General features: G+C 67.0%; 17 protein-coding genes, 1 tRNA gene, 1 other RNA gene and 4 pseudogenes. 17 read left to right on the top strand and 6 right to left on the bottom strand.

Annotated features, from left to right (window positions below):
* Positions 1-39: 39 nt before the first annotated feature.
* A pseudogene (gene aceE, locus H8R18_RS05355) lies at positions 40-2789 on the bottom strand (pyruvate dehydrogenase (acetyl-transferring), homodimeric type).
* Positions 2790-2967: 178 nt separating this feature from the next.
* Here aceE and H8R18_RS05350 point away from each other — a divergent pair.
* The 5 genes from H8R18_RS05350 to H8R18_RS05335 all read left to right on the top strand — a co-directional run bounded on the left by H8R18_RS05350 (position 2968) and on the right by H8R18_RS05335 (position 5104).
* Positions 2968-3399: a DUF3052 domain-containing protein gene (locus H8R18_RS05350; protein WP_191071051.1), complete on the top strand. Its 432-nt coding sequence runs from the start codon at positions 2968-2970 to the stop codon at positions 3397-3399.
* 9 nt (positions 3400-3408) lie between these two features.
* Positions 3409-3481, top strand: a tRNA-Val gene (locus H8R18_RS05345).
* A 39-nt stretch (positions 3482-3520) separates the two neighbouring features.
* On the top strand, positions 3521-4054 hold the full coding sequence (locus tag H8R18_RS09770; RefSeq protein WP_338089187.1) for a Nif3-like dinuclear metal center hexameric protein: 534 nt from the start codon (positions 3521-3523) through the stop codon (positions 4052-4054).
* A complete protein-coding gene (locus tag H8R18_RS09765) occupies positions 4038-4370 on the top strand; it encodes a Nif3-like dinuclear metal center hexameric protein (protein WP_338089186.1) in 333 nt (110 codons plus the stop codon). The genes H8R18_RS09770 and H8R18_RS09765 overlap by 17 nt, the downstream gene beginning before the upstream one ends.
* Positions 4370-5104: a zinc ribbon domain-containing protein gene (locus H8R18_RS05335; RefSeq protein WP_191071049.1), complete on the top strand. Its 735-nt coding sequence runs from the start codon at positions 4370-4372 to the stop codon at positions 5102-5104. The genes H8R18_RS09765 and H8R18_RS05335 overlap by 1 nt, the downstream gene beginning before the upstream one ends.
* On the opposite strand, the gene H8R18_RS05330 is transcribed toward H8R18_RS05335, so the two are convergent.
* The 3 genes from H8R18_RS05330 to H8R18_RS05320 are packed head-to-tail and all read right to left on the bottom strand — an operon-like array spanning position 5076 to position 7156.
* A complete protein-coding gene (locus H8R18_RS05330; RefSeq protein ID WP_191071048.1) occupies positions 5076-6353 on the bottom strand; it encodes a hypothetical protein in 1278 nt (425 codons plus the stop codon). The two genes, H8R18_RS05335 and H8R18_RS05330, sit on opposite strands and share 29 nt — an antisense overlap.
* 12 nt (positions 6354-6365) lie before the next feature.
* The gene (gene yaaA, locus H8R18_RS05325) at positions 6366-6962 is read right to left on the bottom strand and encodes a peroxide stress protein YaaA (RefSeq protein WP_194189185.1); all 597 of its coding nucleotides are present in this window, start codon (positions 6960-6962) and stop codon (positions 6366-6368) included.
* On the bottom strand, positions 6959-7156 hold the full coding sequence (locus H8R18_RS05320) for a YaaA family protein (protein WP_194189184.1): 198 nt from the start codon (positions 7154-7156) through the stop codon (positions 6959-6961). Before H8R18_RS05320 ends, yaaA begins: the two co-directional genes overlap by 4 nt.
* A gap of 30 nt (positions 7157-7186) precedes the next feature.
* Here H8R18_RS05320 and rnpB point away from each other — a divergent pair.
* Positions 7187-7535: RNase P RNA component class A (gene rnpB / locus H8R18_RS05315), an RNA gene on the top strand.
* A gap of 2 nt (positions 7536-7537) precedes the next feature.
* On the opposite strand, the gene ppgK is transcribed toward rnpB, so the two are convergent.
* Together ppgK and map are read right to left on the bottom strand one after the other, a co-directional pair.
* Positions 7538-8293 carry a polyphosphate--glucose phosphotransferase gene (gene ppgK, locus H8R18_RS05310; protein WP_191071046.1) on the bottom strand — a complete coding sequence of 252 codons (756 nt, stop codon included), beginning with the start codon at positions 8291-8293 and terminating at the stop codon, positions 7538-7540.
* Positions 8294-8307: 14 nt separating this feature from the next.
* Positions 8308-9222 carry a type I methionyl aminopeptidase gene (gene map / locus H8R18_RS05305; RefSeq protein ID WP_191071045.1) on the bottom strand — a complete coding sequence of 305 codons (915 nt, stop codon included), beginning with the start codon at positions 9220-9222 and terminating at the stop codon, positions 8308-8310.
* Positions 9223-9372: 150 nt separating this feature from the next.
* On the opposite strand from map, the gene pheS reads away from it, so the two are divergent.
* The 11 genes and pseudogenes from pheS (at position 9373) to tyrS (ending at position 22056) form a co-directional block, all read left to right on the top strand.
* Positions 9373-10440 (top strand): phenylalanine--tRNA ligase subunit alpha, encoded by a 1068-nt coding sequence (pheS, locus tag H8R18_RS05300; RefSeq protein ID WP_191071044.1) that lies wholly within the window; start codon positions 9373-9375, stop codon positions 10438-10440.
* A 16-nt stretch (positions 10441-10456) separates the two neighbouring features.
* Positions 10457-13045, top strand: a pseudogene (gene pheT, locus H8R18_RS05295) (phenylalanine--tRNA ligase subunit beta).
* A pseudogene (locus H8R18_RS09760) lies at positions 12966-13265 on the top strand (hypothetical protein); the annotation flags it as partial. The pseudogenes pheT and H8R18_RS09760, both read left to right, overlap by 80 nt.
* 124 nt (positions 13266-13389) lie before the next feature.
* The gene (locus H8R18_RS09755) at positions 13390-13626 is read left to right on the top strand and encodes a hypothetical protein (RefSeq protein ID WP_338089185.1); all 237 of its coding nucleotides are present in this window, start codon (positions 13390-13392) and stop codon (positions 13624-13626) included.
* Between the two features lie 42 nt (positions 13627-13668).
* Positions 13669-14729, top strand: a pseudogene (argC, locus tag H8R18_RS05285) (N-acetyl-gamma-glutamyl-phosphate reductase).
* Positions 14726-15886 (top strand): bifunctional glutamate N-acetyltransferase/amino-acid acetyltransferase ArgJ, encoded by a 1161-nt coding sequence (argJ, locus tag H8R18_RS05280; protein ID WP_194189183.1) that lies wholly within the window; start codon positions 14726-14728, stop codon positions 15884-15886. Before argC ends, argJ begins: the two are co-directional and overlap by 4 nt.
* Positions 15883-16797 carry an acetylglutamate kinase gene (gene argB, locus H8R18_RS05275; protein WP_191071039.1) on the top strand — a complete coding sequence of 305 codons (915 nt, stop codon included), beginning with the start codon at positions 15883-15885 and terminating at the stop codon, positions 16795-16797. The genes argJ and argB overlap by 4 nt, the downstream gene beginning before the upstream one ends.
* Complete coding sequence (locus H8R18_RS05270; protein ID WP_191071038.1) at positions 16790-18028, top strand: acetylornithine transaminase; 1239 nt, start codon at positions 16790-16792, stop codon at positions 18026-18028. The genes argB and H8R18_RS05270 overlap by 8 nt, the downstream gene beginning before the upstream one ends.
* Before the next feature lie 30 nt (positions 18029-18058).
* Positions 18059-19276: an argininosuccinate synthase gene (locus H8R18_RS05265; RefSeq protein ID WP_191071037.1), complete on the top strand. Its 1218-nt coding sequence runs from the start codon at positions 18059-18061 to the stop codon at positions 19274-19276.
* Complete coding sequence (gene argH / locus H8R18_RS05260) at positions 19273-20697, top strand: argininosuccinate lyase (RefSeq protein WP_191071036.1); 1425 nt, start codon at positions 19273-19275, stop codon at positions 20695-20697. The genes H8R18_RS05265 and argH overlap by 4 nt, the downstream gene beginning before the upstream one ends.
* Before the next feature lie 87 nt (positions 20698-20784).
* Positions 20785-22056 (top strand): tyrosine--tRNA ligase, encoded by a 1272-nt coding sequence (tyrS, locus tag H8R18_RS05255; RefSeq protein WP_191071035.1) that lies wholly within the window; start codon positions 20785-20787, stop codon positions 22054-22056.
* Positions 22057-22076: the final 20 nt, after the last annotated feature.

Here is a 22076-nt window from a genome sequence, read left to right as displayed (position 1 = left end):
CCGGTGGGGCGGGCGCGCACCCGCCCCACCATGTGTCGACTAGTTCTCGCCCGACGTGCCCGCGTTCGGGTTCGTCAGGTCGTACTTCTCGACGGCCTTGGCGATGTAGGACCGATCGATGCGTCCCATATCGGCCAGCGCTTGCAGCGTCTTGACCACCATCGAGTGCGAGTCGATGAGGAAGTGACGACGCGCGGCCGCGCGGGTGTCGGAGAATCCGAACCCGTCGGCCCCCAGCGTCAGGTAGTAGCCGGGGATCCACTGGCGGATCATGTCGGGAACCAGGTGGTCGTAGTCAGACGTCGCGATGAACGGACCCTCGAGGCCGGCCAGGCGATCCTGGACGAAGGAGGTGTGGTAGCCCTCCTCGGAGTTCAGCAGGTTCTTGCGGTCCGCGGCCAGGCCGTCGCGACGCAACTCGTGCCACGACGTCACGACCACACCTGGGCGTCGATACCCCAGTCGTTCCACAGCAGCTCGCGCGCCTCCAGCGCCCACGGCACGGCCACGCCCGACGCAAGCAGCTGGGCGACGGGGCGGCCCTCTTCGCCGCGAGGCTTGGCGATGCAGTGCATGCCCTTGAGGATGCCCTCGACATCGACGTCCTCGGGCTCTGCCGGCTGAACGATCGGCTCGTTGTAGACCGTCAGGTAGTACATGACGTCGCGGTCGCGCCCATCGGGCTCGCCGTACATGCGCTGCAAGCCGTCGCGCACGATGTGGCGGATCTCGTAGCCGTAGGCCGGGTCGTACTGGACGAAGGCGTCGTTCGTCGCCGCGATGATCGGGGAGTGGCCGTCGGCGTGCTGGAGGCCCTCGCCCGTCAGCGTCGTGCGCCCTGCCGTCGCGCCGATGACGAAGCCGCGCGCCAGCTGGTCGCCAGCCGCCCAGAACTGATCGCCCGTGCGCTGGAAACCGAACATCGAGTAGAAGAAGTAGAAGGGGATCATCGGCTCGTTGTGCGTCATGTACGACGTCCCCGCCACCTGCAATGCGGCGGCCGAACCGGCCTCGTTGATGCCGGTGTGCAGCAGCTGGCCCTTCTCGGACTCGGTGTAGTGGAGCATGAGGTCGTGGTCGACGGCCGTGTAGTTCATGCCCTGAGTGTTGAAGATCTTGTTCGACGGGAACATGGCGTCCATGCCGAACGTGCGCGCCTCGTCGGGAACGATCGGGACGATGCGGTGACCGATCTCCTTGTCGCGCAGCAGGTCCTTGAGCTGGCGAACGAGCGCCATCGTCGTCGCGACCTTCTGCTTGCCCGAGCCCTTGGCCAGCGCCCTATACGTCTTGTCACCGGGCAGCGTCAGCGCGCGGTCGTGCTCCTTCGGACGCGAGGGCAAGAAGCCGCCGAGCTGGGTGCGCTTCTCCATGAGGTAACGCATCGCCGGATCCGAATCGTCGGGGCGGTAGTAGGGCGGCATCTTCGGGTTGGCTTCCAGCTGCTCGTCCGAAATGGGGATCTGCAACACGTCGCGCAGGCCCTTGAGGTCTTCCAGCGTGAGCTTCTTCATCTGGTGGGTCGCGTTGCGCCCGGCGAAGTGCGTGCCCAGCATGTAGCCCTTGATCGTGTGGGCGAGGATGACGGTCGGGCGGCCCTTGTGCTCGGTCGCGGCCTTGTAGGCGGCGTAGACCTTGCGGTAGTCGTGGCCACCGCGGCGCAGGTTCCAGATCTCGTCGTCGCTCCAGTCCTCGACCATCTTGGCCGTGCGCGGGTCGCGACCGAAGAAGTGCTCGCGCACGTACGCCCCATCGTTGGCCTTAAAGGTCTGGTAGTCGCCGTCGAGGGTGTCGCCCATGAGATTCGCCAGCGCGTGATCGTGGTCCTGGGCCAGCAGCTTGTCCCAGCCGCGACCCCAAATGACCTTGATGACGTTCCAGCCGGCGCCGCGGAAGAAGGCCTCGAGCTCCTGAATGATCTGGCCGTTCCCGCGAACGGGGCCGTCAAGGCGCTGGAGGTTGCAGTTGACGACGAACGTGAGGTTGTCGAGCTTTTGCGAGGCCGCGAGCTGAAGCATGCCGCGCGACTCGGGCTCGTCCATTTCGCCGTCACCGAGGAACGCCCACGTGTGTTGACCAGATGTGTCGGTGATGCCGCGCAGGTGAAGGTACTTGTCAAACCACGCCTGATAGATGGCCTCGGCGGGGCCCAGACCCATCGACACGGTGGGGTATTCCCAGAACTCGGGCATGCGGCGCGGGTGGGGGTAGGAGGGCAGACCGTGCTCGGTCGAGACCTCCTGGCGGAAGCCGTCCATGTCCTCTTCGCTCAGGCGCCCCTCGAGGAAGGCGCGGGCGTAGATGCCCGGCGAGGCGTGTCCCTGGAAGAAGATGTGGTCGCCGCCCGAGGGGTGCGACTTGCCCTTGAAGAAGTGGTTGAAGCCCACCTCGTACAGCGTCGACACCGACGCGTAGGACGAGATGTGCCCGCCGACCTTGACGCCCTCGCGTTGGGCGCGCGTCACCTGGACGGCCGCGTTCCACCGAATCCAACGCCGGTACTGACGTTCCATGGCCTCGTCGCCGGGGAAGTGCGGTTCGTGTTCGGCCGAAATGGTGTTCGTGTACGGCGTCGTGAGGTTGGTCGGAACCGCCACGTTAGAGCGACCCGCGGCATCCAGCATGGAGACGAGAACGTGGCTGGCGCGGTCGCGCCCACGCTCGTCAATGAGCTGGTGCAACGAATCCAACCAGTCCTGAGTCTCCTCGGGGTCGGTGTCGGGACCGGTCTGGACGAGGCCGTTAACGAGCTTGTGATCCTTCGGGTCTTCACTCACGATGTAGTCCATCTCCTTGTAGGTAACGGCGGTGCATACACCACAAGATTGCGTGTGTCCTGGGCTTAAGGTCACCTTTAATCGCCCTAATCTTCCCACGAAGTGCCAGATGATGTCGACAGAGCGCGGCGGCAAAACGTGGATAGCGCGTCACTTTCGCCGTGTCGACTTCCTCGGGTAGGTTGGGGACGTGGTTGAGAGCGAAGAAAGGCAACACACCTCCGCGCCCGCCAAGTCGCTGGGTTTTGGCGCGGGCCAAATCATCCAGGAATTCGGGTGGGATAGCGACGTCGATGAGCCCCTCCGCCAGGCCGTGATGGATGACACAGGCGAAGATCTCGAAGATGAGGACTACACGTCGCTGTCCGATGGCGCGCTCGTGTGGTGGCGCGGCGATGACGGCGATAGCGACGATCTGGCCGACCTGTTTATGGATGCCATGGCCAACCTGGACGACGGTGGCGTCATTTGGGTTCTCACTCCGAAAGCGGGAATGCCCCACCACGTCGATACCCGTACTATTGAGCAGGCGGCCCACACCGCCGGCCTGCACGCGACCTCGACCGATGTCGTCGCGCCGCAGTGGGCGGGCACGCGCATCGTCTCGAAAGCCAAGCGCTAGCGGGGGATGGGGCTTGTAGCTCAGTTGGTAGAGCGCTGCGTTTACACCGCAGATGTCGTCGGTTCGAGTCCGGCCAAGCCCACCGTCGTCCCCGCAACCGGTGCCCAGGTAGGGTAAGGCCATGACATCCACGTATGCGCGCGCCCGCGTGGGCGACGTCGTCGCGCTCATTGACGACCTCTATCCACCCCAGCTGGCCGAGCCGTGGGACAGCGTCGGGTTGATCGTCGGTGACCCGGACGACCGCGTCGAGCGGGTGCTCGTCGCCCTCGATCCCGTGTGTGCCATCGGTGAGGAGGCCCGGAGCATCGGGGCGAACTTCGTCCTCACCCATCACCCGCTGTATTTGCGCCCGACGCACTCGGTGGCGACGACCCAGGCGAAGGGGCGTCTCGTCCATCAGCTCATCCGCTCCGGCTGCGCCCTCATGAACGCACACACGAATGCCGACGCTCAGACAGGCGGGGTCGCCGACATCCTCTCCGACATGGTGGGGATGAGCGAGAATCGGGTTCCCCTCGTTGCCAACGACGACGATGTGAGCGTCGGGATCGGGCGCGTCGGCGAGCTGCGTGAGCCGTGCTCGCTCGCCGAGTTCGCCGCCCGAGTCGCCCGGGTGCTGCCGTCGACCGGCGGGCGTGACGTGGAGCGGTGACCCGGATGCTGCCGTGCGCCGCGTTGCCGTGTCCCCGGGAGCCGGCGACTCGCTGCTGGGCGACGTGTGCGAGGCCGGTGTCGACGCCTATGTCACAGCCGACATGCGCCACCACCCGGCGTCGGAGCACCTCGAGGACGGCGGACCCGCGCTCGTCATCGGCAGCCACTACGCGACGGAGTCGCCGTGGGTGGCGATGGCTGCGAAGAGAATTAGCGAAGCGGCTCGCGAACGCGGCCTCAACCTGGACGTGTGCGCGTCCACCCGTGTGACGGAACCGTGGCACGGACATCTGTCGACGAAGGAGGAACAGTGATGAAGGCCCCCGTGGATGACCAGCGCGTTCTGCTCAAGGTTCAACAGATTGACCGTGAGATCACGAAGGTGCGTCACCAGCGTGCCCAGGCCCAGGGTGAGGCCCAGCTGGCCGAACTCGCGGCGCGCGCCAAGGAGATCACGCGCGAGCGCGTCCAGGCCGCCACCGCCGCCTCCGATTGTCAGCGCGAGGTCACTCGCGTCGAGACCGACCTGTCTCAGGTCCGTCGTCGCCTCGACGTTCAGCGTGGCCGGCTCGATAGTTCCGAGACGTCGTCTCGCGAGCTCGCCGGACTCGAAGACGAGATCGCCCACATCACCCGACGCATCGACGAACTCGAAGAGCAGCAGCTGGCGCTACTCGAGCAGCAAGAATCCCACGAGGCCCGGGCGAACGAGCTGGCATCGACGCTTGAGGAGCTGCGTACTCGTGCGCAGTCTCTGCGCGATGACGCCGGGGTCGAGGTCGAGCGCTGCGACAGCGAGCTGCGCCACCTCGAAGCCAATCGGGCGACGACGCTCGAGGGCGTCGACGCGGACCTCGTCGCCCTCTACGACTCCGTGCGTGAGCTCACCGGCGGGATCGGCGCTGTCGCCGTGTATGGTCAGCGGGTCGAGGGCATGCCGATTGCCCTGTCGCCCGCCGAGGCCGAGCAGCTGCGCGCTGCCGCCCCCGATGACGTCATTCAGTCCGAGGAATACGACGTCATTCTCGTTCGGATGCCGACCGAGTAGACGCCGATGTGACGTCGATGACCTCAACCTCGACGTCGTCGGCGGACGCCGGGTGCGTCAGCTCTGGAGCTAGCTCGTCGAGCAGGTGACCGGCGCGTCGACGCAGCGGCGGCAGCCACGCGATGAGCAGCGGGGCGACATAGCGGGCAAACAGCTCGACGATGACCGTCCACACGATCGCGCGCGTCAGCAGGAATTGGTGGACGTGGAGGGACCACTCGCCGTCCCAACGCAGCGAGCTGAGCGCCTGGAAGAACGACGCGATGAGCAGCCAGATAACGAATGTCGCGAGGATGTGGCGGATCTTCGCGCGGCGCTGACGCGCCATCACCAGGGCAATCGAGGCCGCGGCCGAGACGACGAGGGCGAGAACCAGCGCGGCGATCGTGTAGCCCAGCCCTAGCGACGAATAGAGGGAGACGGCGTGAACGGACGTCGGGTCCATGGGCGCACCGCCGATCGTCACGGCCCCGCCCAGCCACGTCACCGGCACAGCCGCGATGAGATTTGCCCCGGCCAGTCCCAGTGACGTCGCCGATGCCGCACTTATCGTCAGCGGCAGATGGCCGCAGGCGATAGCGATGGCCACGAGAATGACCGTCACGAGCGATCCCGCCCCGAAGAACCAGGCCGCTGCGATGAGCGCGGGACGCGTCCCGCGCAGGAACCTGTGAACGTGGCGCCACATGAAGGTGTCGTAGTCCGCGCTCGCTCGAACAAAGGCGCCGGCCGTGGCGAGGACGGCAAAGATCGCACTGATAAAAAACGCTCGTGACCCTGAGGGGCCAAACGATCCGGCCCCGCCGATGAGCGCCACCACGACGTTGACGACGGCGACGATCGCTGCGCACAGGAGCGGGGTAGACGCGACGTCGCGCAGCATCGGCAGCCGCTGGCGCCGCAGGCTGCGCAGGGCAACGGCATAGCCGATCGCGCAGGTGGCGAGCGTGCCCCACGCAAAGATGCCGGTGCTCGCATGGCCCTGCCCGAACAATCCGCCACCCATGACCGAGCTGAAGCCCTGGCACAGCCCGCGCCACGTCGCGACGCTGGGCTCGAGGAACGGTTGGCGAACGTTTCCGGCCGAGACACCGAGCGCCAACGCCGCACCACATATCGCCTGGGCGAGCAACATCGCCACGGCCGTGCGCACGGCTAGGCGGGTGCATGCGGGGCGAAACGGCAATTGATCGATGAGGCGGCGACGGACCTGACCGGGCGTGGGTTGCGAGCCGGAAGCGGCAGACACGGAACTCCTCGACTAGGACTCGTGAGCGATGACGAGGGTGAGCGTGGCCAGCGGGCCGGACCCCTCGATGAACGCGTCTATCATATCGGCCTCACCTGCCGAGACGATCGTCTCAGCCACCGCGTCGGCAGTGTTGAGGTCGCGAGCGCGCGGACCGAGGATGGCCGCGACGCGACCGCGATAGTGCTTCGCCCAGTGCGAGATCGAGACCAGCCCTTCGGGCGTCGAGACCACGGGACGCACACTGAGGATGCGCAGGCCCGCACGCTCGCACGCCTTCGCCGTCGGCGCCCAGGCGGCCTGATAGGGCGTTGAACAACACGACACGAAGAGGTCGTCTGGCTCGGCACAGACGATGTCGCGCAGCGGCGTGCGCCACGCGGTGCCGAGCGTGCCCAGCGATCCCAGCCGGGTGCTCATCGAGGCGCGATAGGCGGGGATGGGATCCGACAGGCGGACAAAACCGAAGAGATCGGACACGATGAGAACGGCCTCGTCCAGCGCGCGCAGGTCCTCCACCGTGGCCTGCGCGTAGCCGGCGGCCTGATAGAGGACGCCACTCATGACGTGGCCCGCGCAGCCGGTTGGAGCACTCGGCAGAGTCATCATCGCCGCACCTCATCGGCCAGGCGGTGCGAGACCCCGAAGACGTCCAGGGCATCGGGTCTTGCAGCGGCATCGGCGACGGCGGTGACGATGCGTCGACGCAGCTCACCCAGCTGGGGATAGGCGAGGGCGTCAAGGTCGAGGGCGGGCCCGCGACCCGGCGTTTTGCCCGCTGACGGGGGCAGGACGATGAGCATAGGGAAAGTCTAGTAGGATCGCCCACGGAACGAGTCGGCCGGACGGTCGCGTCGGGGCAGGCCCCCGCCGAGGAAAGTCCGGGCTCCACAGGACACGGTGGTGGCTAACGGCCACCCGGGGTGACCCGCGGGACAGTGCCACAGAAAACAAACCGCCCATTCGGGTAAGGGTGAAAAGGCGGGGTAAGAGCCCACCGCACCCCAGGTGACTGGGGTGGCACGGTAAACCCCACCGGGAGCAAGACCAAGCAGCGTCCAGGGTTGTCCGCCCGACGGGCGCGGGTAGGTTGCTACAGGCCTCCAGCAATGGCGGTCGTAGAGGGATGACCGTCCACCGCGCACGCGGTGACAGAACCCGGCTTACAGGCCGACTCGTTCCCTCTACTTTTCGCTCTGCTCCGCGGCGAAGGTGGCCGCGCCGACGATGCCTGCGGTGTTGCGCAGCTCGGCAGGAACGATCTCGCAGCGCAGCTTGAGGTGGGGCAGGAACTTGTCGTGCTTACGCGAGATCCCACCGCCGACGACGATGAGGCTCGGCGAAAACAGGTTGACGACGACCTCGTAGTAGCGCTGCAACCGCTTGATGTACTTCGGCCACGACAGATCCTTGGCCTTGCGCACCGACGCGGCCGCGCGCGATTCGGCATCGTGGCCGTCGATCTCCAAGTGTCCCAGCTCGGTGTTGGGCACCAGTCGCCCGTCGATGAAGAGGGCCGAACCGATGCCGGTCCCCAGCGTCGTGAACAAGACGACGCCCTTCGAGCGGGTCTTCCCGACACCGTGGCGCATCTCGGCCAGACCGGCGGCGTCGGCGTCGTTGAGCGCACTGACGCTGCGCCCGATGCGCTCGCCGATGAACTCGGCGACGTTGAGGCCGGCCCACGCCTGATCGAGATTGGCGATGTAGGGGGCGACGCCGTCGGGCAGGGGAGCCGGGAAGCACACCCCGATCGGCGCGTCGTCGCCAACGCCGAAGTGCTCGACGATGCGACCGATGACGTCGGCGACGGCCTCGGGAGTCGCCGGTTGCGGCGTTTCGATGCGGAAGCGCTCGGTGACGAACTCGCCCTTATCCAGATCAACGAGGGCGCCCTTGACGCCCGATCCGCCGACATCGATTCCCAGTGCGGTGCGCATTGGAAGCTCCTTCGCTAGTTGTCTGATACGACGCTGTGGCTCGAGGGTAGCGTAAGAATCTCGGCACCTTCAGCCGTTACGACGATGGTGTGCTCAAATTGTGCCGTGCGCGAGCGGTCCGCGGTGACGACCGTCCAGCCGTCGTCCCACTGGTTCCATGCGATCCCACCCAGCGTGAGCATCGGCTCGATGGTGAAGACCATTCCCTCGGTGAAGATCGTGTCGGCGCTCGGGGTGTCGTAGTGGGGCACGATGAGCCCCGAGTGGAAGGCCTCGCCGACGCCGTGGCCGGTGAAATCGCGCACGACCCCGTACGAGAACCGCTTGGCATAGGCCGAGATGACGCGGCCGATGACGTTGAGCGGGCGACCGGGACGCACGGCGCGAATGCCGCGCTCGAGCGCCTTACGGGTGACGTCGATGAGCTGGGCCGATTCCGGATCGATCTCGCCGACGGCAAACATCGCGCACGTGTCGCCGTGAACGCCATCCAGGTAGGCCGTGATGTCGACGTTGACGATGTCACCCTCGGCCAGCGGGCGATCGTCGGGGATGCCGTGGCAGATGACCTCGTTGATCGAGGTGCACAGCGACTTGGGGAAGCCCATGTAGCCCAGGCACGACGGGTAGGCGCCGTGCGAGACGAGGTAGTCGTGGCCGATGGCGTCGAGTTCATCGGTCGTGACGCCGGGGCGCACGGCGCGACCGACCGCGGCCAGGGCATCGGCGGCGAGCGTGCCCGCGCGGCGGATCTTCTCGATGGTCTCGGGCGACTTGACCTCGTCGGCTGTGACGACCTCGGGGCCCGAGTGGAACAGGTATTCGGGCCGCTCGATGTCGGGCGGGACGGGACGAGTCGGCGAGATGCGCCCGGGGCGGGTGTCTCCCAGCGGGGCGCGTTGAGCAAGATCGGACGGTGTAACGCTCATAGCGCCACCCTATGCCCTCACGCTCGTGGAGCTGACTCGGCGGCGTCCGGCACGCGGTGGGGGATAAAGCCCGGTTGGCGCACGCGTTAGGCTGGAGCCAAAACAGCCTCGCCGCGGCGGGGACAGACCGTTGAAAAGGACTGGGTTTCCATGACCGTTGAGGACACATCGCTGTCCCCGTTGGATCACGCCGGAGTGGAGGCGGCCGTCGAGGCGGCCATCACCGCCTTCCGCGATGCGTCCGACCTTGCCGGGCTCAAGCAGGCAAAGATCGACCACCTGGGCGACAAGTCGGCGCTCGTCGGTGCCAATCGCCGCATCCGCGAGGTCGCGCCGGCCGATCGCGCGCAGGCCGGCAAGACGATGGGTGCGGCGCGGGCGCGGGTCAACACCGCGTTTGGCGAACGCGAGGACGAACTCGCGCGCGCCGAGCGCGAGGCCCGCATCGCGGCCGAGACCCTCGACGTCACGACGGCGGTTCCGCGTCTGCCGCGCGGAGCGCGTCACCCCTTGGGCGTCCTCATGGACGAAGTCTCCGACTTCTTCACGGCGATGGGGTGGGAGATCGCCGAAGGGCCCGAACTCGAGCACGAGTGGTTCAACTTCGACGCTCTGAACTTTGATCAGGACCACCCGGCGCGTCAGATGCAGGACACCTTCTACATCGACTCGGAATCGGTGGGTACCGGCGAGGCCGACGCGCATCTCGTCATGCGCACCCACACGTCGCCGGTTCAAGCGCACGTCCTGCTCGAGCGCGACCTTCCCGTCTACATCGCGTGCCCGGGCAAGGTCTTCCGCTCCGACGAGCTCGACCAAACCCACACGCCGGTCTTCCACCAGGTCGAGGGGCTGGCCGTCGACAAGGGCCTGACGATGGCCCACCTCAAGGGCACGCTCGATCACTTCGCGCGCTCGATGTTTGGCCCGCAGGCGCGCACCCGGCTGCGTCCCTCCTTCTTTCCCTTCACCGAGCCCAGCGCCGAAATGGACCTGTGGTTCCCGCAGAAGAAGGGTGGACCGGGCTGGATCGAGTGGGGCGGGTGCGGCATGGTGAACCGCAACGTCTTGCGCGCGTGCGGCATCGATCCGGACGTCTACCAGGGCTTCGCGTTCGGCATGGGCATCGAGCGCACGCTCATGCTGCGCCACGGAATTGCCGACATGCACGACATCGTTGAGGGCGACGTGCGGTTCTCGCGCGCGTTCACTGCGTAAGGGAAAGGGAGTAGTCATGGCTTTTGTCCCGCTTAAATGGCTGAGCGAGCACGTCGACGTCGCCGAGGGCACTGAGGCGGCCGACGTGGCCCGCGATCTCGTGCGCGTCGGCCTTGAGGAAGAACAGATCCACCCGGCCCAGGTGAGAGGCCCCCTCGTCGTCGGACGCGTTCTCACGTGCGATCCCGAGAAGCAGAAGAACGGCAAGATCATCAACTACTGCCGCGTCGACGTCGGTGTCCACAATGACGCCCCGGGCGAGGGCAAGGAGCCGTCGGAGCTGCCAAGCCGCGGCATCATCTGCGGTGCCCACAACTTTGGGGTCGGCGACCTCGTCGTGTGCTCCCTGCCCGGTGCGGTGCTCCCCGGCGACTTCGCTATCAGCGCGCGCAAGACCTACGGGCACATCTCGGACGGCATGATCTGTTCTGAACGCGAACTCGGCCTCGGCCAGGCCCACGACGGCATCCTCGTGTTGACTGAGAAGTTCAGCGCCGACCAGATCCCGGCTCCGGGCGAATCCGTCCTCGACCTGTTGGGGCTGGGTGAGGAGGTCCTCGAGATCAACATCACCCCCGATCGCGGCTATTGCTTCTCGATGCGCGGAATCGCGCGCGAATACGCACTCTCGACCGGGGCGACGTTCACCGACCCCGGCCTTGCCGACAACGTCGAGGGCGGCGTGGCCGGCGACAGCGGCGACGGCTTCGAGGTCGTCATCGCCGACGACGCCCCGATTCGCGGTTCCATCGGCTGTGATCGCTTCGTCACCCGGCTGATCGAGGGCGTCGATCCGCACGCCGCGACGCCTGAGTGGATGGTCAAGCGCCTCGAGGCCGCGCGGATGCGCTCGATTTCCCTGCCCGTCGACGTGACGAACTACGTCATGCTCGATCTCGGCCAGCCGCTGCACGCCTACGACGCCGATAAGGTCGCCGGTCCGCTCGTCGTGCGTCGGGCGAAGGCGGGCGAGCGCCACGTCACGCTCGACGGCGTCGAACACGTTCTCGATGCCGAGGACCTGTGCATCGCCGATGGCCCGGACGGGCAGCGCGTCCTTGGTCTCGCCGGAGTCATGGGCGGTGCCGAGACCGAGATCAGCGAGACGACGACAACGATCCTGTTGGAGTCGGCGCACTTCGACCCGATCTCGATCGCGCGTACGTCGCGGCGCCACAAAATCCCCTCGGAGTCGGCCAAGCGCAATGAGCGCGGTGTCGATCCGCGTCTGGCCGGCGTCGCGGCGCAGGTCGCCGCGAACCTCCTCGTGCGCTACGGCGGGGGAAAGATCAGAGACGATCGATCAGTGTCACCGACATTTCGACGGTTAGCGCGCCCGAGCCGGTGACTTTCGCCGTCGATGCCCCCACTCGCCTCGTCGGAGTCGACTACTCACCCGAGCGCGTCGAGGAGCTGTTGCGCGCGATCGGCGGCTGCGAGGTGGAACGGCGCGGAGACGATGTCGTCGTGACCCCGCCGAGTTGGCGCCCGACCTGCGGACGATGCCCGACTACGTCGAGGAGATCGCCCGTCTGGATGGGTACGAGAAGATCCCCTCGATTGTCCCCACCGCCCCGGCCGGACGTGGGCTGAGCCTCATGAGCCGCCCGCCGCGATATGGCTAACACGCTGGCTCACCGCGGCCTGGTCGAGGTGCTGTCCTACCCGTTCGTCGGTGACGCCTGGGACCGCCAGGGCTTCGCCGCTAGCGACGCGCGTCGCCGCGCCGTGCGCATCGCCAACCCCTGGCTGAGGACCAGCCGTATTTGCGCACCTCGGTGCTCGATACGCTGCTGAGCATCGCCGAGCGCAACCAGGCACGCGGAAACGCCGACATCGCCGTGTTCGAGATCGGGCGCGTCACCGACGCCACCGCGACGGTAGCCGCCGCGATTCCCGGCGTGGAATCGCGTCCGAGCGCGGACGAGATCGCCGGTCTGGCCGCGGGAACCCCCGACCAGCCCTGGCACATCGCCGGGGTGCTCACGGGGCAGGCGTCACCTGCCGGATATGGGGCTTCGACGCGCACCCAAGACTGGCGCGACGCGCTCGAGGCGGCTCAGGCCGCAGCGGGCTGCCTCGGTCTCACCCTGGAGGTCGCCAACGCGGAGGGGGCGAGCGAGGATCGCCTCCCATTCCACCCGGTCGCCTCGCCGAGCTGAGCCTGGACGGCACCCTCGTCGGGCGCGCGGGTGAGCTCCATCCCGACGTCGCTGCCGAGTACGGCCTCGCGCGCGGCAGTGCGGCCTTCGAGCTCGCCATCGATCCGCTGGTTGAGGTTGCCCAGGCCGCACCCGCGCGCCAGATCGCACCGATCTCGACCTACCCGGTCGTCAAGGAAGACATGGCGTTCGTCGTCGACGAGGCCACCACGGCGGCCGAACTCGTCGGGATCATCACCACCGCGGCGAAGGGCTTGGCCGAATCGGTGAGCCTGTTCGACGTCTATCGTGGCCCCCAGATCGGCGAGGACAAGAAGTCGCTGGCGTTCGCGCTGCGCCTGCGTGCCGCCGACCGCACGCTCGATGCGTCCGAGATCGCCGCGGTGCGCAAGCGCATCGTCAAGGCGGTCGCGCGCGCGACGGGCGGACAGCTGCGCGCCTAGATTCATCGCAGGGGCGGGCCGTTGGAGTCTTCGGGTTCCGGCGGCCCGCTCGCCTGCGCACACGTGGGGCAGGTCGCATAATGGGGTTATGAAGGTTCTAGTTACGGTTGCCTCAAAGCACGGCTCCACCCGCGAGGTCGGGGCGACGATTGCTGAACAGCTGCGCATGCACGGCCTCGACGTCGATGAGATCGAGCCGGCCTCGGTGCACTCGGTGAGCGAATACGACGCCGTCGTCGTTGGCTCAGCGGTGTATATGACGCAGTGGATGGACAGCGCCGCGAGTTCCTTGCGCGGTTCGGGCACAACCTCGAAGAGCTCGAGCGTGGGCGTTTTCCGTGGGCATGGCTGGCGTCGGCTCCGGCGGCATCGAGGATCCCTCGCGCGTGGGTCCGGCCCTGTTGACGGCGCGCCCGCGCGATTACGTGACGTTCAAGGGCAAGCTCAATCCGCAGGAACTGTCGTGGCGCGAGCGGACGGTTGCCAAGCTCGGCGGCGCGATCGAGGGCGATTTCCGCGACGAAGCGGCCGAGCGCGAGTGGGCCGATTCCATCGCTGCGGCGCTGACGTCCACCCGCTGAGCCGGTTTGGTATAAAAATACCGATCGCCGTATGTTTATGGGGTGACCTATCGAGCAGCAGTAGTTGGAGCAAGCGGATACGCCGGTGGAGAGATCTTCGGCACCTCGTTGCTCATCCAGATATCGACCCCCAGATGATGTGCGCGGCCACCTCGGTTGGTCGGCGGGTCGGGGAGTTCCATCCCCATCTGCCCCAGGTGGCCGATCGGGTCCTCGTTGAGGCCGATCCCGCGAAGCTGGCCGAGATGGACGTCGTCTTCCTCGCCCTTCCGCACGGTGCCTCGGGCGAGATCACCGCGCAGATCGAAGAAGCCGGCGGCACCGGCGTCCTCATCGACTGCGGCGCCGATCACCGATTGACGGACGCGGGGGAGTGGGAGCGCTACTACGGCTCACCGCACGCCGGAGCGTGGGACTACGGCATGCCCGAACTCCTCCACGCCGGCGAGAGTGCGGCCCAGGCGGCCCGCCGAACGCTGGCCACGTCCCGACGCATTGCTGTGCCCGGCTGCAACGTCACGGCGGTCACCCTCGGCATTCAGCCGGCCGTCGCCGCCGGACTCGTTGACGCCACCGCCCTGAGCGCGACGCTGGCCGTTGGCTATTCCGGCGCGGGCAAGGCGATGAAGCCTCACCTCATGGCGTCGGTCGCGTTGGGGTCGGCCCAGCCCTACGCCGTGGGCGGCACGCACCGCCACATTCCCGAGATCATCCAGAATCTGCGCATCGCCGGGGCCGACGACGTCGCCGTGACGTTCACGCCCGTCCTCGTCCCCTTCTCTCGTGGCATCCTCGCGACGATCGTCGCGCCGCTGTCCGAGGGCGTCGACGAGGCGGCTCTCGAGCGCGCCTACGCGTGTTACGACGAGGAAAGCCTCATTGACGTGCTGCCGCGCGGCACGTGGCCGACAACCGGCGACGTCACGGGATCGGGGCGGTGCACGCTCAATTATGCGATCGATTCGCGCGCGGGCACTCTCGTCGTCGTGTGCGCGATCGACAACCTGGGCAAGGGCACGGCCAGTGCCGCCGTTCAATCCGCCAACATCGCGCTCGGACTGCCCGAGTACGTCGGCATCAGCATCGAGGGGGTTGCACCGTGAGTGTGACAGCAGCAGCCGGATTCACCGCCCACGGGGTCGCCGCGGGCATCAAGTCCTCGGGCGGCCTCGACGTCGCCGTCGTCATCAACGCGGGACCGCGCTGTGTTGCCGCGGCTCAGCTGACGTCGAATCGCTTCGCGGCCGCCCCCGTTCACCTCACTCGCGACCACGTGAGCGACGGTCAGGCTCGCGCGGTCGTCCTCAATTCGGGATGCGCGAACGCGTGCACGGACGAACGCGGTCTGGCCGACGCGCGCGAGACCGCCCAGACCGTCGCGGCCGCAGCCGGCGTGGAGGTGGGCGACGTCCTCGTGTGCTCGACCGGCATGATCGGCGAACCGCTGCCGATGGAGCAGCTGCTGCCCGGCGTGCGCGAGGCCGTGGCCGGCGCGCACACTGAGGGCGGCGGCGCCGCGGCTGAGGCCATTCTCACGACCGACACCCATTCCAAGCAGGCGTGCGTGAGCGGCGATGGCTACGCTATCGGCGGCATGGCCAAGGGAGCGGGAATGCTCGCCCCGGGACTGGCCACGATGCTCGTCGTCATCACGACTGACGCCGACGTCGACGCGGCGGTGGCGCAGACGGCGTTGGCCGAGGCCTGCCGCACGACGTTCAACCGCCTCGACTCCGACGGGTGCATGTCGACCAACGACACGGTCATTTTGCTGGCCTCGGGGGCGTCCGGGCGCACCCCGGATCCGGACGACTTCACCGAGTCGCTGCGCGAGGTGTGCGCCCGGCTGGGACGCGAACTCATCGGCGACGCCGAGGGAGCGAGCCACGACATCGCGATCACGGTGGCCCGCGCGGCCAGCGAGTCCCAGGCCGAAGCGGCGGCGCGCTGCGTCGCCCGGTCGAACCTCTTCAAGACCGCGATCTTTGGCGCCGATCCGAACTGGGGCCGCATCGTTTCGGAGCTGGGCACGCTGAGCGAAGAGGTGTGCGCCTATGCGCCCGAAGACGTCAGCGTGTCGATGAACGGCGTCGAGATTTGCCGCGGCGGCGAGGTCGGCGAGCCACGCGACCTCGTCGATCTCAGCGCCCGCGAGGTCGCGATCACGATAGACCTGGGTGCGGGAAGCGCCTCGGCGACCGTGTGGACGAACGACCTGACCCATGACTACGTCGAAGAGAACAGCGCATATTCCTCATGAACACCATCGATATCCCCGCCCACGTCAAAGCCTCGGTGCTGCTCGAGACCATGCCCTGGCTGCGGATGTATTCCGGCCAGCGCATCGTCATCAAATACGGCGGCCACGCGATGACATCGCCCGCCCTTCAGGAGTCCTTCGCCGAGGACATTCGCTTCCTCCACCAGTGGGGCGTTCACCCGATCGTCGTGCACGGCGGCGGGCCACAGATCAATGCCATGGTCAAGAGGCTCGACCTCGACGCTCCCTTCACCCAGGGGCTGCGGGTGACGACGCCGGAGGTCATGGACGTCGTACGGATGGTCCTCACGGGATCGGTGCAGCGCGAACTCGTCTCCCTCATCAACCGCGAATCGATCTGGGCCGTCGGCATCTCGGGCGAAGACGGCGGGCTGTTGCAGGCGCGCAAGACGATGGCCGAGGTGGATGGTCGCAAGGTCGACATCGGTCAGGTCGGCGAGATCTCGGCCGTCGACCCCTCGCCGATCGAGGACCTGCTCGCCGCGGGCCGCATTCCCATCATCTCGACCGTCGCTCTCAATGCCGATCACACCGGCGGCGTCCTCAACGTCAATGCAGACACGGCGGCGGCGGCCGTCGCGGCGGCCGTGGGAGCGAAGTCGCTCATCGTCCTCACCGACGTCGACAGCCTCTACCGCGACTGGCCCGAGTGCAAGCAACCGATCGAACGCATCGGCCTCACCGACGCGCGCGCCATGCTGCCGAGCCTGGATGCCGGGATGCGCCCGAAGCTCGGTGCCTGCATCGACGCCGTGGCCGCCGGCGTGCGCCAGGCGACGATCATCGATGGGCGCCAACCGCACTCGATGATGCTGGAAATCTTCACGAACAAGGGCGTGGGAACGATGGTTGTCACCGACGACCGGGCACAGGGAGACAGCGATGAGTAGTGCGAGCGACGCGACGTGGCGGGAGCGTTACGGCGAGACGCTGATGAACACGTTCGGCTCACCCCAGCTCGTGCTCAGCCACGGCAGCGGCGTCTACGTGTGGGATGTCGAGGGCAATCGCTACCTCGACATGCTGGGCGGGATCGCCACGAATTGCCTGGGGTACGCCCACCCCGATCTCGTCGAGGCCGTGAGCGCGCAGGCCGGCCGCCTCATGCACGCGTCGAATTTCTTTGCCACGCCCCCGCAGATTAGGGCGGCGATGCGCGTGAGCGCGGCGCTGTTCTCGGCGGGCGAAGCCCCCGAGGGCACGCGCGTCTTTTTCACGAATTCGGGCACGGAAGCGAACGAGACGGCCCTGAAGATCGTCCGCAAACACGCTGGCCCGCAGCGGCCGCGAATCCTCGCCCTCACCCACGCCTTCCACGGTCGCACGACCGGGGCGCTCGCCCTGACGTGGAAGGAGCCCTATCGCGCCCCCTTCGCTCCGCTCATGCCCGGCATCGAGTTCATCGAGCCAACGGTGAGCGCACTCGAAGCCGCCTGGGGAGACGACGTTGGCGGCATATTCATTGAGCCGATCCAGGGTGAGGCGGGTGTGCGCGCAATCGACGCGGACTTCATCGCTGCCGCGCGCGCCCTGACGACGCGCACGGGAGCCCTCCTGGTCGCCGACGAGGTTCAAACCGGTATCGGCCGCACCGGCCGGTGGATGGCCCACCACGCCTGGCGCGACGCGGACGGGAAACCGATCGTGCCCGACGTCGTCACCCTGGCGAAAGCAGTCGGTGGGGGATTCCCCGTCGGTGCCTGCGTGGGAATCGGTCCGGCCGGGGCCATTCTCACCCCGGGCACCCACGGCACGACGTTCGGCGGCAACGCGCTGGCCGGTGCCGCCGTCGACGCGACGCTGTCGATCATCGAGCGTGACCGCCTCGTCGACAACGCTCGGATCCAAGGAGAGAACCTGCGTCGCGCACTTCGCGACATCGAGCCGGATCTCATTACCGAGGTCCGCGGCGAGGGGCTGCTCATCGGCATCGATATCGCCACCGACGCGCCCGCCGTCGTCACCAAGCTGCGCGAGGGCGGCATCATCGCCAACGCGACAGGTCCGGCGACACTGCGCCTCGCCCCGCCCCTCATCATCACGGAAGACGACTGGCGGCCCGTGCCCGCGGCCATTCGCGACGCGGTCCACGCCGTGCGCACCGACACGACTTCGGCCTAACACCTAGTGCTGAGAAGGAAAGAGAAAGAGATGACTACAGATCCCGTTGTCCTGGCCTACTCCGGTGGGCTCGACACATCCGTCGCCATTGGCTGGATCAAGGAACGCACCGGCCGCGACGTCATCGCCGTGGCCGTCGACGTCGGCCAGGGCGGAGAGGACCTGGAGGTCATCCGTCGACGAGCTCTTGCCTGCGGTGCCGTTGACGCGGTCGTCGCCGACGCTAGGGACGAATTCGCCACCGAGTACTGCATGCGGGCCCTCCAGGCAAACGCCCGCTACCAGGGCGTCTACCCGTTGGTGTCGGCCCTGTCGCGCCCGGTCATCACCAAGCACCTCGTCCAGGTGGCCCGAGACGCGGGAGCGCACACCGTCGCCCACGGCTGCACGGGCAAGGGGAACGACCAGGTGCGTTTCGAGGTCTCCATTACCTCCCAGGCGCCCGACATGACGTGCCTGTCGCCCGTGCGCGACCTCGCTCTGACGCGTGACGTCGCCATCGACTACGCGGAAAAACACGAGCTGCCCATCGAGACGACGAAACACAATCCCTTCTCGATCGACCAAAACGTGTGGGGCCGCGCCGTCGAGACGGGCTACCTCGAAGACATCTGGAACGCCCCCACCAAGGACGTCTACACCTACACCGACGACCCCACCTACCCGCCCCTGCCCGACGAGGTAACCATCCGCTTCGAGGCCGGCATCCCCGTCGCCGTCGACGGCGTTGAGTTGTCCCCGCTCGGCGTCATCGAGGAGCTCAATCGGCGAGCGGGTGCCCAGGGGATCGGGCGGATCGACCTCGTCGAGGATCGCCTCGTCGGCATCAAATCGCGCGAGATCTACGAGTGCCCCGGCGCCGTCACCCTGCTCGAGGCCCACGCGGAACTCGAACGCGTCACCCTGGAGCGCGAGCAGGCCCGATTCAAGCGTCAGGTCGATACCCGGTGGAGCGAGATCATCTACGACGGCCAGTGGTACTCGCCGCTCAAGGCCTCCCTCGACGCCTTTATCGACGACACACAGCGCCACGTCAATGGCGAGATCCGCATGATCCTCCACGGCGGACGCGCGGTCGTCACCGGGCGGCGCAGCGACACCGGTCTCTACGATTTCTCCCTGGCGACTTACGACAGCGGCGACACCTTCGACCAGTCCTCGGCGCGCGGCTTCATCGACATCTACGGCCTGCCGGTCAAACTCGCGGCAGCTCGCGAAGCTCGGCTTGCCCAGGCGGACGCGTCATGAGCGGCACCGTGAGCCTGTGGGGCGGGCGATTTAGCGGGAAACCGGCCGAGGCGCTTGCGGCGTTGAGCGTGTCCACGCATTTTGACTTTCGCCTCGCGGAACTCGACATCGCCGGTTCGCGCGCACACGCGCGCCAGCTCGTCGCCGTCGGCATCCTCAGCGAGGACGAGGGAGAGCGCCTGTGTGCCGGACTCGACCGGCTGCGCGATCGCGTTGTCTCGGGTGACTTTGCTCCGCAACCCGGCGACGAGGATGTGCACACGGCCCTCGAGCGCGGCCTGCTCGAGGAGCTGGGGGAGGAGTTGGGCGGCAAGCTGCGGGCCGGACGTTCGCGCAACGACCAGATCGCCACGCTGATTCGGATGTATCTGCGCATCGAGGCCCGTCATCTCGCCGATCGCGTCCTCGCTCTCATCGATGCCATCCTCACCCAGGCTCGCGGCGCCGGCGATGCCATCATGCCGGGGCGCACCCACCTCCAACACGCCCAGCCCGTTCTCGTTGCCCACCACCTCGCGGCTCACGCCTGGCCGCTCGTGCGCGACATCGAGCGTTGGTGCGATTGGGACCGACGCGCCGACGAATCGCCCTACGGCTCGGCGGCTTTGGCGGGTAACACCCTTGGCATGGACGCTCAGGCGATCGCGGCGGACTTGGGATTCAGCTCATGCGCGCCGAATTCGATTGACGCGACGGCCGCGCGTGATGTCGTCACCGAGTTTTCGTTCATTGCGGCCCAGATCGGTGTCGATGTATCTCGCCTGTGCGAAGAGATCATCATCTGGAACACCAAGGAATTCGGCTACGTCACCCTTGACGATGCGTTCGCGACGGGCTCGTCGATCATGCCTCAGAAGAAGAATCCTGACGTCGCCGAGCTGGGGCGCGGGAAGGCCGCGCGGCTCATCGGCGACCTGACGAGCCTGCTCAGCCTGCTCAAGGGGTTGCCCCTGGCCTACGATCGCGACCTGCAAGAAGATAAGGAGCCCGTCTTCGATCAGATTGACACGCTCGACGTGTTGTTGCCGGCGGTGTCGGGCATGGTTGAGACGATGCGCCTCAACCTCGCGAGAATGGAGGAGCTGGCGCCGCAGGGGTTCTCGCTGGCCACGGATATCGCCGAGTGGCTCGTGCGCCAGGGCATGGCGTTTCGTCGGGCCCACGAGGTGGCGGGGGCCTGCGTCGCCCGCGCGGAGGCGCGCGGCATTGATCTCGACGAGCTCTCCGATGCCGAGTTCGCCGACATCGATCCCGCGCTCACACCCGAGGTGCGCGAGGTGCTCACGTGTCGAGGCTCCGTCCAGTCGCGAAACGGCGTGTCCGGCACCGCCCCGGAAGCCGTCGCCCGTCAACTCAACGCTTTGGAGGAGCGATTGACGCCGCTGCGCGCATTTGCCGATGAGGAGTGTGGCGCCCGCTAGCGCGTGAACTGATCCCGGGGCCACGCAGGTCGCTTGGTACAGTGTGGACGGGCCACAGGCCCATAGCTATGACGAAAAGGAGAAGTGGTGAGCGATATTATTGAGGAGCTGCGCTGGCGCGGCCTCATTGAACAGTCTTCGGATCTCGACGCTATTCGCGCCCAGCTGGCGCAGGGTCCGGTGACGTTCTATTGCGGCTTCGACCCGACGGCTCCTTCGCTCCACCACGGTCACCTCGTTCAGCTGCTCCTCATGCGCCATCTTCAGCGCGCCGGCCATCGCCCGATTGCCCTGGTGGGCGGGGCCACGGGGCTCATCGGTGACCCGCGGATGAGTGGGGAGCGCCAGCTTCATTCGAAGGACGTCGTCGCACAGTGGGTCACCAAGCTGCGCGACCAGATCGGTCAGCTGCTGGACTTTAACGGCGATAACGCCGCCATCATGGTCAATAACCTCGACTGGACCTCGCAGCTGTCGGCGATCGACTTCCTGCGTGACTTGGGCAAGCACTTCCGCATGGGAACGATGCTGGGTAAGGAGGCGGTGGCGCGCCGCTTGTCGTCGTCCGAGGGTATTTCCTACACCGAGTTTTCCTACCAGGTCCTCCAGGCCAACGACTTTCTCGAGCTCTACCGCCGCTACGGCTGTCTGCTCGAGACCGGCGGCAACGATCAGTGGGGCAACCTCGTCGGCGGTATGGAGCTCATTCACAAGACCGAGGGTGCGCAGGCCCACTGCATGACGACGCCGATCATCACGAAGTCCGATGGGACGAAATTCGGCAAGTCCGAAGGCGGCGCCATCTGGCTCAATCCCGAGATGATGAGTCCCTACGCGTTCTACCAGTTCTGGTTGGGCACGGAAGATGCCGACGTCATCCGGCTGCTGAAGATCTTTACTTTCCGCGACCGCGACGAGATCGCCCGCCTCGAACAGGCGGTGGCGGAGCGTCCGTTTGCGCGCGAGGCGCAGAAAGTGCTGGCCGCAGACGTCACCGAGATGGTCCACGGTCAGTCCGCCTTGGAGAACGTCTTGGCGGCAACCGAGGCATTGTGGGGACGCGGTGAGCTGAGCACGCTGGACGCCGAGACGCTCGGTGCCGCCGTGGCTGATCTGCCCGCTCCAGCCGAACCGGTGGAACTGGGCGAGACGACGATTGTCGATGTTCTCGTGGCCTCGGGGTTGGTGAAGTCGCGTCGCGAGGCGCGCCAGACGGTGAACTCCGGTGGTGCCTACCTCAACAACGTCAAAGTCGATGACGAGGCGCGCGTCATTACCAGCGATGATCTGCTCGCCGGTGGCTGGGTGCTGTTCCGTCGTGGCAAGCGCAATCTCGGTGTGGCGAGGGCTGAGGGCTAGTCGCGGCAGCTGCTGGCCGC

Source organism: Nanchangia anserum (genome assembly GCF_015240065.1).
In the GTDB taxonomy this organism is placed as follows: Bacteria; Actinomycetota; Actinomycetes; order Actinomycetales; family Actinomycetaceae; genus Nanchangia; species Nanchangia anserum.
Note: the sequence above shows the minus strand (reverse complement) of the source record. Positions and strands in the feature narration are given on the sequence as shown.